We start from the raw sequence: 12,295 nt of genomic DNA on the forward strand, positions 1-12,295 counted from the left end.
TCAGCAGCGCCCGGTAGAGTGCGGGCACCCGGCCGGGAGACGGGCAGCATGATTCGATTCACCTGCGCAGGCTCGCTCGCCCTCGCGCTTGCCTGTGCCAGCCTGCCGGTGGCGGCGCAGGTCCAGGCCCAGCACGACGCCGTGGGCGATGCCTTGCAATACATCGTCCCGCTCGGCGCTGCGGGGATGACCTGGTACCACCACGACCTCGAGGGCACCAAACAGCTCGGCGTCTCCTTCCTCGTGGCGCAGGGCACGACCGAAGTGCTGAAGCACGCGATAGCCCAGCCGCGCCCCGACGGCACCGGTTACGGCATGCCTTCCGGACACACCTCCGCCGTGTTCTCCGCCGCGGCCTTCGTGCACCGGCGCTACGGCCTGGGCGAAGCGTGGCCCTTCTACATCCTGGCGACCGTCACGGGCTACGAGCGCGTGCACACCAACCACCACACCACGGAGCAGGTGATCGGCGGGGCCGCCGTCGGCATCGCCTCGTCTTTCATCTTCACGCATCCGCTGCCCGATGGCGGGCAGGTCGGCGTGCAGATGCGCGGCAGCGCGCCGTGGGTCTCTTACGCGCGGGCGTGGTGAGCCTGCTTCGCTAGCCGGCGCTGCGCTGCCGGGCGGGGCGCCGGCCGCCGTCCTTGAGCGCCGGCCCCGCCCCTGCGCGCCGTCCCTCAGGCCTGGCGCGTGAGCTCCGGGTCGACCTCGGGCAGCATGCGCAGGCCCCAGTAGCACGCGCCGCCGATCGCCACGCCGAAGAACCAGCCGTAGAGACCCCACCAGGTGGGCAGCAGGTCAGTGAAGTTCGGCAGCAGCGTCGAGAACACGATGCCGATGCCGGCCGCGACGAGCGCCTTCACGTTCCAGCCGCCCTGGAAGCGGTAGCGGCCGTTCTCGCGATAGAGCGCATCCACGTCGATGCGGCCGCGCGCGATCAGGTAGTAGTCGACCATGATCACGCCGAACAGCGGCCCCATGGTGGAGCCGATCGCGCCGACGAAGCTGGCGGCGCTGCCTTCCCAGGGCGCGAACGGGTAGAGCACCAGCGCGATCAGCGCCGCGATGTAGCCGCCCTGCTTGAAGCTGATGTGCTTCGGGAACACGTTGGAGATGTCGAAGGCCGGCGACACGAAGTTGGCCACCACGTTGATGCCCAGGGTCGCGATGGCGAAGGTGAGCGCCGCGATCGCCGCGAGCACCCAGCTGTCGAACTTGGCCGAGATCTGGTCGGGGTGGATCAGCACTTCGCCGTACACCTTGAACGCGGCCAGGGTCGTGACGCCGGCCACCAGCGAGAACAGCAACAGGTTGACCGGCAGGCCCCACAGGTTGCCCTTCTTCACCGCGGCCTCGTCCTTCGCGTAGCGCGTGAAGTCGCAGAAGTTCAGGTAGAGCGCCGCGAAGTAGGTGATCCACACGGCGGCCACCGCCGCGAGCGAGCCGAAGGAGCCGGGCGTGCCCGGCACGCCGGCGTCCTTGGTCTTCTCCAGCAGCACGTCGGTCGGGATCCTGCTGTCGAACGAGAAGCTTCCGGCCTTGACGACGAGGCCGATGGCGAGCACCAGCATGGCGAGCCAGACGCCGGGGCCGGCCCAGTCCTGGAAGCGGCGCACCGTCTCCATGCCGCGCTGGATGATCAGCAGCTGCAGCGCCCACACGACCACGTAGCAGATCACCTCCAGCGCGGAGTGACCCAGCAGGTGCACGTTCTTGTGGAAGGCCAGCAGGTCGGGCGAACGCGTGAGCAGCGCCACGATGGCGCCGGAGGCGGCCGCGGTCTGCGCGCCGTACCAGAAGCACGCCACGATGGCGCGCACCAGCGCGGGGAAGTTCGCGCCCCAGACGCCGAAGGAAGCGCGGGCCAGCACCGGGAAGGGCACGCCGGTGCGCACGCCGGCCAGGCCCACCATCGTCATCAGCACGTAGATCGCGAGCGAGCCGATGCCGATGGCGAGGATGAAATTCAGGAAGCTGCCGCACAGCAGGAACAGGCTGGCCGCGAGGTAGTAGCCCCAGAGGCTGTGCACGTCCGAGGTCCAGACGTTGAAGATGCTGAAGGCGCCCCAGGTGCGCTGCGCGGGCGTCGTCGGTGCAAGGTCGGGGTTGGTGAGCCCGGGGCTGTAGCCGCGGGCCTGGAGGTCGGAAGGGATCATCGCTGCTCCTCGATGCCGCCGAGGTGGGGCGGCTCAGCGTCATTCCAGCACGCTTCGTGCCCGCGCGCCAGCACCCGCTAGGACGCCCAGCCGGTGCCCAGAGCCCACGCCGACGTTGCGAGCAGGAGCAGGGCGACGGCCCGTGCGATGCGCGCCTGCACGGAGACTGACGCCGCCAGGCGGCGGCGCAGCGCGCCCGCGCCTAACGCGACGCCGCCGTAAACGAAAGACTGCGTCGCCGCGATGATCGCGCCCATTGCGGCGATCTGCGCGCCCAGGTGTCCCTGCGCGGGCCGCACGAACTGCGGGAACACGGCGACCATGAAGACGTAGGCCTTGGGATTGAGGAGACAGGTGGCGATGGCGCGCCCGAAGGTCGCCAGCCGCGGTCGCGACGGTTGCTCGCCGACCTGCGCAATCGTCGCCGGGCTGCGCCACAGGGCCACGCCCATCCACGCCACGTACAGCGCGCCGGCCGCGAGCACCGTGTTGAAGGCCACCGGCACCAGCTGCAGCAGCAAGCCGACCCCCAGTGCTCCCATCAGCGTGTGGACGGCGCCTCCGGCCACCATGCCGGCCACCGCGGCGAGGCCGGAGCGGCGGCCGTCGACGAGGCTGCTGGCCAGCACGAAGGCCATGTCCATGCCGGGCAGGACGATGATGCCGAAGACGAACAAGGCGAAGAGCCAGAGATGCTCCATGGGGTGGACTCCTGTGATGGGGCGCCAGTGTGCGGCGCCAACCATGACAAGGCATGGCATGTATTGCGCCTACACTGCCCGCCATGCGCGCGAGCCGGCTCCTGTCGATCCAGATGCTGCTGGAGACCCACGGCCGCATGAGTGCATCGGCGCTCGCGCGGGCGCTGGAGGTCTCGGTGCGCACGCTGCACCGGGACATCGACCAACTGAGTGCCGCCGGCGTGCCGGTGTACGCCGAGCGTGGCCGCGCCGGCGGCTTCCAGCTGCTTCCCGGCTGGAAGACCACGCTCACAGGCTTCACGCCGCGCGAGGCGCAGGCCGTCTTCCTTGCCGGCCTCACGGGTCCGGCATCCGAGCTGGGATTGGGCGGAGACGTGGCCAGCGCGGAGCGCAAGCTGCTGGCGGCCTTGCCGGCAGCGTGGCGCGGCAGCGCGCGGCACATCCGTTCACGGCTGCACCTGGACCCGGTGGACTGGTATCGCGAGGCGGAGCCCGTGCCGTGGCTGGCGCTGGTCGCGCAGGCCGTCTGGGAGGAGCGGCAGCTGGCGATGGGCTACGAGAGCTGGCAAGGCACCGCGCGGCGCACGGTGCACCCGCTGGGTCTCGTCATGAAAGCAGGCACCTGGTACTTCGCGGCGGCGCGGGAGGGCAAGGTCCGCACCTGGCGCGTGGCCAGCGTGCTCGATGCGGTGCTGCTGGAGGCGTCGGTGCAGCGGCCGCGCAACTTCGACCTGGCCGCCTACTGGCGCGAGTCGGTGCGCCGCTTCGAGGTGGAGCTGTTCACCGGCGAAGCGCGCGTGGCGGCGACGGCGCGCGGCCTCACGGAGCTGCGCCGCATCAATGCGGCGCTGGCGCGCGCAGTCGCGGGAGTGGAGGCCCCGGCGGAGGGCAAGCGGGTCGAACTGCGCATCCCGATCGAATCCGTGCCGCATGCAGCGGGCCAGCTGCTGCGCCTGTGTCCCGAGGTGGAAGTGCGCGCGCCGCGCGAGCTGCGCGCGGCGCTCCGCGAGCGCGTGCGCACGGCCGCGAGCATGTACGGCGACGTGCGCTGACGCGCGACTTCAGTGCGCTTCGGCCTGCCGGGCGGCGAGCACCACGGCCGCCTTGTCTTCGCGCGCCCCGTTGAAGAACAGGTTCAGCAGGACGGCGGTGACGGACGACAGCAGGATGCCCGACTCGATCAGCGGATGGATGGCGCCAGGCATCCATTGCTTGAACTGCGGCGCGATCAGCGGAATCATGCCGATCCCGATGGCGATCGCCACGATCAGCGCGTTGTGGCGGTTGCCCTTGAAGTCCACGCCCGCGAGGATGCGGATGCCGGTGGCTGCCACCATGCCGAACATCACCAGTCCCGCGCCGCCGAGCACCACCGTTGGCAGCGACTCCACCAGGGCCGCCATCTTCGGCAGCAGGCCCAGTACCAGCAGCACCAGGCCGCCCGCCGCGCACACGAAGCGGCTGCGCACGCCCGTCACCGCCACCAGGCCCACGTTCTGCGAGAAGCTGGTGTAGGGGAAGGTGTTGAAGATGCCGCCCAGCAAGGTGCCCAGGCCGTCGGTGCGCAGGCCGCGCGCCAGCGCGGGCTGGTCCACCGTGCGCCCGGTCATCTCGCCCAGCGCGAGGAACATGCCGGTGGACTCGATCATCACCACGATCATCACGACCGTCATGGTGAGGATCAGCATCGGGTCGAAGGTGGGGATGCCGAACTGGAAGGGCAGCACGACGTCCACCCACGCGGCTTTCGCGACCTTGTCGAAGGTCATGAGCCCGAACGCGGCGGCGACCACGCCGCCGACCACGATGCCGATCAGCACCGAGATGTTCGCGACGAAGCCGCGCGCGAACTTCGCGACCAGCAGGATCGTCAGCAGCACGAGGCCGGCGATGGCGACGCCATGCAGGTCCGCATACTTGGGGTTGGGCACGCTGGGCAGGAGAGCGAGCCCCTTGGGCGCGGCGGGCAGCGCGGAGCCCGGCGCACCGGCGGCAGCGGTCGCCTGCGCGAGCCACTGCGCGTGCTCGGGACTCACGACGCTGGGCGCGGTGGGGCCGAAGGGATTGCCGAAGATCCAGTTGATGCCGATGCGCATCAGGCTGATGCCGATCACCGCGATGATGGTGCCGGTCACCACGGGCGGGAAGAAGCGCAACAGCCGGCTCACCGCTGGGGCGATCAGCATGGAGATCACGCCCGCGCCGATGATGGCGCCGAAGATCAGCCGCGCGCCCTCCACGCCGGGCGTGGCGTTGGCCATGGACACCATGGGCGCGACCGCGGCGAAGGTCACGCCCATCATGACCGGCAGGCGGATGCCGAACCACTGTGTCAGTCCGAGCGACTGGATCAGCGTGACGAGGCCGCAGCAGAACAGGTCGGCCGAGATCAGCATCGCCACCTGTTCCGGCGCCAGCTTGAGCGCGCGGCCGATGATCAGCGGCACGGCGACGGCGCCGGCGTACATCACGAGAACGTGCTGCACGCCCAGCGCCGCGAGCTGGCCGGCGGGCAGTCTTTCATCCACGGGGTGCGTGGTCGTATCCATGGCTTGTCTCCTTCGGGGGTGGTGGGCTCGCGCCTGCTTCTCAGGCGAGCAGGTCGCGCAGCGTGCGCGCCACCACCTTGGTGGCACGCCGCAGGTCTTCGAGGTCCAGGCGCTCGTCGGCGCGTTTCGCGTGCGACTCCAGCACGGTGCGCGGGCCCGAGCCGTAGATCACGCCGGGCACGCCCGCTTCGCCATAGAGCCGCACGTCCGTGTAGAGCGGCGTGCCCATCGCGGGAATGTCCTGGCCGAACACGTCCTTGCCGTGCTTCTGGATCGCTTCCACCAGGGGCTTGTTGCCCGGCAGCGGCTTGAGCGCATTGGCGAGCAGCATCCGCCGGATGTCGACCGTGATGCCGGGGCAGCGCGCGGCGGCATCGGCGATCACCTGGCGGATGTTCGCCTCGACCTGCTGCGGGTTCTCCTCGGGAATCATCCGGCGATCGAGCTTGAACACCACCTTGCCCGGCACGACGTTGGTGTTGGTGCCGCCCTCGATCAGGCCGACGTTCAGGTAAGGATGCTTGATGCCGGTGACCTGCGAGCTCACCTGCTGGTACAGCGTGTTCTGCGCATAGAGCGCGTTGAGGATCTGCACCGCGCCCTGCAGCGCGTCGACGCCCGTGTCGGGAATGGCGGCGTGCGCCATCTTGCCGTGCACGGTGACTTCCATCTGCAGGCAGCCGTTGTGCGCGGTGACCACCTCGTAGCTGAAGCCGGCGGCGATCATGAGGTCCGGCTTGGTGAGGCCCTTCTTCAGCAGCCAGCCTGGCCCGAGCTCTCCGCCCCATTCCTCGTCGTAGGTGAAGTGCAGTTCCACGCTGCCATTGAGTTTCGCCTGCAGCGACTCCAGCGCCCGTACGGCGAAGGTGAAGCTCGCGAAGTCGCCCTTGCTCACCGCCGTCGCGCGTCCGTAGATCTTGCCGTCCACGATCTCGCCGCCGTACGGATCGTGCGTCCAGCCTTCGCCGGGCGGAACGACGTCGCCGTGGGCATTCAAAGCCACGGTGCGGCCGGGTCCGTACTTGCGGCGCACGATCAGGTTGGTGATCGATTGCAGGCCGGCGGCGCGCACGTCGGCCTCGGGCACGCGATGCTTCTCCGCCTCGAAGCCGAACGCGTTCAGCAATTCGGCCGTGCGCTCGGCGTGCGGCGCGTTGTTGCCAGGCGGCGTGTCGGTGGGCACGCGCACGAGTTCCTGCAGGAAGCGCACTTCCTCGTCGAAGTGCGCGTCGATCCAGGCGTCGAGTTTCTGGTAGTCGTTCATTGGATTTCCTTGGCAAGCCCCTCCAGCAGCTGCTGGAAGGCGCGCACGCCCAGTTCGATGTCGTCGCTCGTGGTGGATTCGAGGGGGTTGTGGCTGATGCCGGCGTTCTGGCCGCGCACGAACAGCATGGCCTGCGGCATGATCTCGTGCAGCTTCATGGCGTCGTGGCCGGCGCCGCTGGGCATGCGGTACAGCGGCAGGCCCAGGGACTGCACGGCGGCCTCCCAGCGCTGCTGCCAGGCGGGCGCGCTCGGCGCCGCGGCGGCGCGCATGGTTTCCTCGACGGTGTAGTGCAGGCCTCGGCGGCCGCAGATCTCCTTCAGCCTGGCCAGCACGTCGGTCACGAGCGCATCGCGCTGCGGATCGGTGGGCGCGCGCAGGTCCAGCGAGAACAGGCAGCGGCCGGGGATCACGTTGATCGAGCCGTTGGGGACCTGCAGCATGCCGATGGTGCCGACCGAGTCGCCGTCGCGGCGCGCGCGTTCTTCCACGTAAAGCGCCAGCTCCGCGACGGCCACGGCGGCATCGCGCCGCCGGTCCATCGGCGTGGTGCCCGCGTGGCTGGCCATGCCCGTCACCTCGCACTGGAAGCGCACGCCGCCATTGATGGAGGTGACGATGCCCAGCGGCAGGTCCAGCTCGTTGAGGACAGGGCCCTGCTCGATGTGGACCTCCACGAAACCGAGATAGTTCTTCGGGTCGCGCTGCAGCTTCGCAATCGCTTCCACGGTCGCGGGCAACCCGGCGTTGCGCATGGCGTCGCGCATGGTGACGCCGTCGGCGTCCTTCTGGTCCAGCCATTTCGCGTCGAAGTGCCCCGTGAGCGCACCCGAGCCGAGGAAGGTCGCCTTGTAGCGCTGGCCTTCCTCTTCGGAAAAGGCGACGACCTCGATCCCGAAGGGCAGCCGCCGCTTCACCCGCGCCAGCTCGCGCACGCACGCCATCGGCGTGAAGATGCCCAGGCGCCCGTCGTACTTGCCGCCGTTGCGCACCGTGTCGTAATGCGACCCGGTCAGCAGGTATTTCTCTCCCTCCCGCTTTGGGGGAGGGCTGGGGTGGGGGCGCTCCGGCGCATAGCGTCCCACGACGTTGCCCACCGCATCGACCTCCACCTCATCGAACCCCGCCTCCCGCATCGTGTCCACAATCTGCTTCGCCGCGGCCCGATGCGCATCCGTGAGATACGTGACCGTCAGCTGCCCCTTCTCCTTGAATCCGGGGTCGCTGTGCTGCGCGAGCTGCTCCTGCCAGTCCCACACCAGGTTCCCCAGCGTGGGCTCCACGCCGAACTTGTCGTTCAGCCGCAGCTCCACGATGCGGTGGATGTTGCGCAGCGCCTCGGCGCGTTCGAAGTCCGGATGGTTCTCCAGCCGCCGCGCGAAGGTGTCGATGATCTGCTGGCGCGAGAGGCCCGTGCCGCGCGGCCCGCGCACGGCCAGGATGAAGGGAAAGCCGAACTTCGCGTTGTAGTCGGCATTGAGCTGCTGCAGGCGCGCGAACTCCTCGGGCGTGCAGTTGGTGAGGCCCGCCCGGCTCTGCTCGCTGGTGGACTCGCTGGTGAGCGCCTTGGCCACCATCGCCTTGCCGGCGAGCTCGGGGTGGGCGCGGATCAAGGACAGCTGCTGGTCTTCGGCGGACTCGCGCACGATGTCGGCCATGACCTGCTTCAAGTGCCCGAGCGAGCGGAAGGGCCGGTGCGCGAGCGCCGCCTGCGCGATCCAGGGCGAGTGTTCGTAGAGGCCGTCCAGCAGGCGCGCGGCTTCGCCGCCATCGGCGGCATTGAGTTGGGCTATCGTGAGTGCCATTCAGGCCTCCTGGAAAGGGTGCACGGCCTTCCAGTGCCGTGCGATGTCGATGCGGCGGCAGACCCACACGCGATCGTGCGTTGCGATGTGGTCCAGGAAACGCTGCAGCGCGGTGATGCGGCCCGGCCGCCCGAGCAGCCGGCAGTGCATGCCGATGCTCATCATCTTCGGCGCCTCGTCGCCTTCCGCGTACAGCGCGTCGAAGCTGTCCTTCAGGTACTGGAAGAACGGGTCGGCGTGCGAATAGCCCTGGGGCAGGGCGAAGCGCATGTCGTTGCAGTCCAGGGTGTAGGGCACCACCAGGTGCGGCACCACGCTGCCGTCGGTCTTCCTCACCTTCATCCAGAAGGGCAGGTCGTCGCCGTAGTAGTCGCTGTCGTAGTCGAAGCCGCCGTAATCGGCGACGAGGCGCCGCGTGTTCGGGCTGTCGCGGCCCGTGTACCAGCCCAGGGGCCGCTCGCCCGTGAGCTTCACGATGGCTTCCATGCCCAGGCGCATGTGCTCGCGCTCGACTTCCTCCGGCACGTTCTGGTAGTGGATCCACTTCCAGCCATGGCAGGCGATCTCGTCGCCGCGCTCGACGAAAGCCTGCGTGACGTCCGGACAGCGCTGCAGGGCCGAGCCGATGCCGAAGATCGTGAGCGGCAGCTTCCTGCGGTCGAACTCGCGCAGGATGCGCCACACGCCGGCGCGCGAGCCGTATTCGTAGATGCCCTCCATGCTCAGGTGGCGCTCGGGGAAGGCCGCCGGGTTGAACATCTCGGAGAGGAATTGCTCGGACGCGGGGTCGCCGTGCAGCACGCAGTTCTCGCCGCCTTCCTCGAAGTTGAGGACGAACTGCACCGCGATGCGGGCCTGGTCGGGCCAGCGCGCGTGCGGCGGGTTGCGGCCGTAGCCGGCCAGGTCGCGCGGATAGGAGTTCGTCGTGTCGTAGATCGTGCTCATGCCAGTGCCAGTGCGATGTCGTGGGTGGGGACGGTGCGATCGAAGGCCAGGCTGGCCTCGACGTGCCGCAGGTGTTCATCCATCAGCTTGACCGCGCGTTTCTCGTCCTTCGCGGCCAGCGCCTTGAGCAGCTCGGCGTGCTCCTCCTGCGAGTGGGCCGTGAAGCTGTCGCGCTGGTACATGAGCGTGATCAGCGAGCTGCGCGAGACCAGGTCCCGCAGGATCTGCGCCAGCACGGCGTTGCCGGCGAGTTCGGCCATCCGCACGTGGAAGTCGCCCAGGAGCTGCTGCTGCTCGGTGGCGTCGCCGTTGCCGGACAGGGCCGCTTTCTCCTGCGCGATGTGCTCGCGCAAGGCCTTGAGCCGCGCAGGCGTGCTGTTGCGCAGGAACTCGCGCACCATCTCCGCCTCCAGCAGCCGGCGCACCTGGAACACCTGGCGCGCTTCTTCCACGGTGGGGGCCGCCACGAAGGCGCCGCGGGCCGGCTCCATGCGGACGAGGTGCTTCTGCACCAGCTGAAACAGCGCCTGGCGCACCAGCGTGCGCGAGACCCCGAAGTGGTCGGCGAGCTTCTGTTCCGCCAGCTTGGTGCCGGGCTGCAGGCGGTGCTCCACGATGGCGCGCGTCAGCGCATCGACGATGGTGCGGGTGGGGGACGGCGGCGCCATGGCGCGCATCATAGCCGCGGCGCGAAAAAGTGTATACACTGCCGTCCACAATTCTGGAGATCGCCATGGGCCTGAGCACCCACGTCCTGGACACGATGCACGGCACGCCGGCGGCCGGCATGGCCGTGGAGCTCTACACCACGGGCTCGGGCGCGCCGGCCCTGGTGAAACGTTTCGTGCTGAACGCGGACGGCCGCAACCCGGATGGCCCGCTGTTCGACAACGCGAGCCTGCGCGTGGGTACCTTCCGCCTGGTGTTCGACGTGGCGGGCTACTTTCGCGCCCGCGGCGTGGAGCTCCCCGACCCGCCCTTCCTCGACCGCGTCAGCCTGGACTTCGGCATCGCGCACGTCGACCAGCACTACCACGTGCCCCTGCTGGTGAGCCCGTGGAGCTATTCGACGTACCGGGGTTCGTGAGGCGCAAGCCGGAAGCCGGACTGCCGGATGCAGAGGCCGCAGAAATGACAAAGGACGCAAAAGAATCCTTCAGGAAATCTTCTGCGTCCTTGGCTGACCTTGATGCCCCCTGCCGAAAGCCAGGCCCACAAAAAGGGAAAGGACGCAAAACAATCCTTTCCAGGTTTCTTTTGCGTCCTCTGCGGATCCTTTGCGTCCTCTGCGTCCGGCTGTCCGCTCCCGCTCCCTCTTCTAACGCGCGAGGCTCAGTCCTGCCCTTCGGTGAGCGTGTCGAGCTGGAAGCGGCCGCTCTTGTGCCACAGCCAGGTGTCGGTGTAGGTCACGTGGCCCATCCTGGCGGGCACCGGGAAGGGCGCCGCCGCGCGCACGGTGCGCTCGATCTCGGCGATGACTTCGGGCGCCTGGTGGGGCGCGCGCATCCAGTGCATGTTGTGCACGTTGCCCCGGCCATCGACTTCGACCTGCAGCACGCCGATGGCGTACAGCAGCGGCGGCATCCTGCCTTTCCAGATGCGGTTGGCGTTCAACGCGTAGATGTGCTGGGCCGCGTCGACACGGTAGGCGCGCGGGCTGGTCGCCATGGATGTCTTGATCATCGTCGCCGGCGTGGGTTGCGCGTGTTGCACGGACGGAGCGATGGCCACCTGCGCGGGGGCGACCGCGTGCGGCGCCTCCGGCGGCACCGAGTTCACACCGGAGCAGGAAGCGAGCAGGGCGGTCGCGCCGAGCAGCGCGGGGGTGAAGGAACGCAGGGTGGGATACTTCATCGTGGGTCCTGGCGAAGTGAGACGCTGTTGATGTGCCTGGGAAAATCTACAACGGCCGCGCTAGCCTCCATGATGACCCTGGTTACGAAACAAGTCTGCCCCGCGCGCGCCGCCGGGCTGTAAAGAGAATGCAGCTCCTCGAAGATTTCACGGCAAGGCTGGCGAACGAGGACGCCGTGTTGGTTCGCGTCCACGAAACGGCCGGTTCCGTGCCGCGCGAAGCCGGTGCCTGGATGGCGGTTTTTCGCGACACCGTCGTGGGCACGATCGGCGGCGGCCACCTCGAACTGCAGGCGATCGAAGAGGCGCGCCGACGACTGGCGGGCGCACAAGGACAGGCGGTGCTGCGCTTCGCGCTCGGTCCCGCGCTCGGCCAGTGTTGCGGCGGCGTCGTGCATCTCGCTTTCGAGCGCGTCGGGGCGGCAGACGCGCCGCGGGTCGAGCAGCGGCTACACGCGCGCTTCGCGCCGCTGGCGCTGTTCGGCGGCGGCCACGTGGGCAAGGCCTTGATCCAGGTGCTGGGCACCTTGCCCTTCGCCATCACCTGGATCGACAGCCGCGACGAGATCTTCCCCGCCGCCGTGCCGGACAACGTGCGGTGCGAGCATTCCGATCCGGTCCAGGCCGCCGTCGCGGATCTCGCACCGGGCTCGCGCGTTCTGGTCATGAGCTTCAGCCATGCCGAGGACCTGGACATCGTCGCCGCCTGCCTCAAGCGGCTGCGCGAACGCGACGACCTTCCCTACATCGGCCTGATCGGCAGCGAGACCAAGTGGGCCACCTTCCGGCACCGGCTCGAAGACCGCGGCTTCGGCGCCGCCGAACTCGCGCGCATCACCTGCCCGATCGGCATCCCGGGCATCACCGGCAAGCAGCCCGAGGTGATCGCGGTCGCCGTGGCGGCGCAGCTCCTGCTGGAAGGCCTTCCTTGAACGACCCGACGTGTATACACTTCGGTCCGCAGTCGCAGCGGCGCTGGAAAGTGCGCGACCCATTCTGCTCAGAGCGCCCGCGGTGGTGA

Annotated in this window: 12 protein-coding genes; 4 read left to right on the plus strand and 8 right to left on the minus strand. The window is 69.0% G+C overall.

Translation table 11 applies throughout. The features are described 5' to 3' along the window. The first annotated feature begins 48 nt into the window (after positions 1 to 48). Positions 49 to 591: a phosphatase PAP2 family protein gene (locus JJB11_RS24325; protein WP_201177671.1), complete on the plus strand. Its 543-nt coding sequence runs from the start codon at positions 49 to 51 to the stop codon at positions 589 to 591. Positions 592 to 677: 86 nt separating this feature from the next. Here the strand turns inward: JJB11_RS24325 and JJB11_RS24330 are convergent, their stop codons facing one another. Together JJB11_RS24330 and JJB11_RS24335 are read right to left on the minus strand one after the other, a co-directional pair. Next, positions 678 to 2,156: an NCS1 family nucleobase:cation symporter-1 gene (locus JJB11_RS24330; protein ID WP_201177673.1), complete on the minus strand. Its 1,479-nt coding sequence runs from the start codon at positions 2,154 to 2,156 to the stop codon at positions 678 to 680. A gap of 77 nt (positions 2,157 to 2,233) precedes the next feature. Then, positions 2,234 to 2,857, minus strand: a complete 624-nt coding sequence (locus tag JJB11_RS24335) for a LysE family translocator (protein WP_201177675.1) — start codon at positions 2,855 to 2,857, stop codon at positions 2,234 to 2,236. A gap of 83 nt (positions 2,858 to 2,940) precedes the next feature. Here JJB11_RS24335 and JJB11_RS24340 point away from each other — a divergent pair, with 83 nt between their 5' ends. Continuing rightward, positions 2,941 to 3,909 (plus strand): helix-turn-helix transcriptional regulator, encoded by a 969-nt coding sequence (locus tag JJB11_RS24340; RefSeq protein ID WP_201177676.1) that lies wholly within the window; start codon positions 2,941 to 2,943, stop codon positions 3,907 to 3,909. 9 nt (positions 3,910 to 3,918) lie between these two features. On the opposite strand, the gene JJB11_RS24345 is transcribed toward JJB11_RS24340, so the two are convergent. The 5 genes from JJB11_RS24345 to JJB11_RS24365 are packed head-to-tail and all read right to left on the minus strand — an operon-like array spanning position 3,919 to position 10,088. Next, positions 3,919 to 5,406 (minus strand): nucleobase:cation symporter-2 family protein, encoded by a 1,488-nt coding sequence (locus tag JJB11_RS24345; RefSeq protein WP_201177678.1) that lies wholly within the window; start codon positions 5,404 to 5,406, stop codon positions 3,919 to 3,921. A gap of 40 nt (positions 5,407 to 5,446) precedes the next feature. Continuing rightward, positions 5,447 to 6,670, minus strand: coding sequence for a M20 family metallopeptidase (locus tag JJB11_RS24350; protein ID WP_201177680.1), 1,224 nt, complete (start codon positions 6,668 to 6,670; stop codon positions 5,447 to 5,449). Further along, positions 6,667 to 8,475 carry a 2-oxo-4-hydroxy-4-carboxy-5-ureidoimidazoline decarboxylase gene (uraD, locus tag JJB11_RS24355; protein ID WP_201177682.1) on the minus strand — a complete coding sequence of 603 codons (1,809 nt, stop codon included), beginning with the start codon at positions 8,473 to 8,475 and terminating at the stop codon, positions 6,667 to 6,669. Before uraD ends, JJB11_RS24350 begins: the two co-directional genes overlap by 4 nt. After that, a complete protein-coding gene (gene puuE, locus JJB11_RS24360; RefSeq protein WP_201177684.1) occupies positions 8,476 to 9,420 on the minus strand; it encodes an allantoinase PuuE in 945 nt (314 codons plus the stop codon). It abuts the gene before it with no gap. After that, complete coding sequence (locus JJB11_RS24365) at positions 9,417 to 10,088, minus strand: GntR family transcriptional regulator (protein WP_201177686.1); 672 nt, start codon at positions 10,086 to 10,088, stop codon at positions 9,417 to 9,419. Before JJB11_RS24365 ends, puuE begins: the two co-directional genes overlap by 4 nt. Positions 10,089 to 10,153: 65 nt before the next feature. Between JJB11_RS24365 and uraH the strand changes: the two genes are divergently transcribed. Next, positions 10,154 to 10,507, plus strand: coding sequence for a hydroxyisourate hydrolase (uraH, locus tag JJB11_RS24370; RefSeq protein ID WP_201177688.1), 354 nt, complete (start codon positions 10,154 to 10,156; stop codon positions 10,505 to 10,507). Positions 10,508 to 10,752: 245 nt separating this feature from the next. On the opposite strand, the gene JJB11_RS24375 is transcribed toward uraH, so the two are convergent. Further along, complete coding sequence (locus tag JJB11_RS24375) at positions 10,753 to 11,274, minus strand: hypothetical protein (protein WP_201177690.1); 522 nt, start codon at positions 11,272 to 11,274, stop codon at positions 10,753 to 10,755. A 128-nt stretch (positions 11,275 to 11,402) separates the two neighbouring features. On the opposite strand from JJB11_RS24375, the gene xdhC reads away from it, so the two are divergent. After that, entirely contained in the window at positions 11,403 to 12,206 is an 804-nt protein-coding gene (gene xdhC / locus JJB11_RS24380) for a xanthine dehydrogenase accessory protein XdhC (RefSeq protein WP_201177692.1), read from the plus strand. Positions 12,207 to 12,295: the final 89 nt, after the last annotated feature.

Origin of the sequence: Ramlibacter ginsenosidimutans (genome assembly GCF_016654015.1) — a bacterium.
GTDB lineage: Bacteria > Pseudomonadota > Gammaproteobacteria > Burkholderiales > Burkholderiaceae_C > Ramlibacter > Ramlibacter ginsenosidimutans.

Bases quoted from the DNA above. Each gene is read 5' to 3' on its own strand.
- JJB11_RS24365 (WP_201177686.1), bottom strand. From the start codon at position 10,088: ATGGCGCCGCCGTCCCCCACCCGCACCATCGTCGATGCGCTGACGCGC.
- xdhC (WP_201177692.1), top strand. From the start codon at position 11,403: ATGCAGCTCCTCGAAGATTTCACGGCAAGGCTGGCGAACGAGGACGCC.
- JJB11_RS24375 (WP_201177690.1), bottom strand. From the start codon at position 11,274: ATGAAGTATCCCACCCTGCGTTCCTTCACCCCCGCGCTGCTCGGCGCG.
- uraH (WP_201177688.1), top strand. From the start codon at position 10,154: ATGGGCCTGAGCACCCACGTCCTGGACACGATGCACGGCACGCCGGCG.
- JJB11_RS24325 (WP_201177671.1), top strand. From the start codon at position 49: ATGATTCGATTCACCTGCGCAGGCTCGCTCGCCCTCGCGCTTGCCTGT.
- JJB11_RS24330 (WP_201177673.1), bottom strand. From the start codon at position 2,156: ATGATCCCTTCCGACCTCCAGGCCCGCGGCTACAGCCCCGGGCTCACC.
- JJB11_RS24350 (WP_201177680.1), bottom strand. From the start codon at position 6,670: ATGAACGACTACCAGAAACTCGACGCCTGGATCGACGCGCACTTCGAC.
- JJB11_RS24335 (WP_201177675.1), bottom strand. From the start codon at position 2,857: ATGGAGCATCTCTGGCTCTTCGCCTTGTTCGTCTTCGGCATCATCGTC.
- uraD (WP_201177682.1), bottom strand. From the start codon at position 8,475: ATGGCACTCACGATAGCCCAACTCAATGCCGCCGATGGCGGCGAAGCC.
- puuE (WP_201177684.1), bottom strand. From the start codon at position 9,420: ATGAGCACGATCTACGACACGACGAACTCCTATCCGCGCGACCTGGCC.
- JJB11_RS24340 (WP_201177676.1), top strand. From the start codon at position 2,941: ATGCGCGCGAGCCGGCTCCTGTCGATCCAGATGCTGCTGGAGACCCAC.
- JJB11_RS24345 (WP_201177678.1), bottom strand. From the start codon at position 5,406: ATGGATACGACCACGCACCCCGTGGATGAAAGACTGCCCGCCGGCCAG.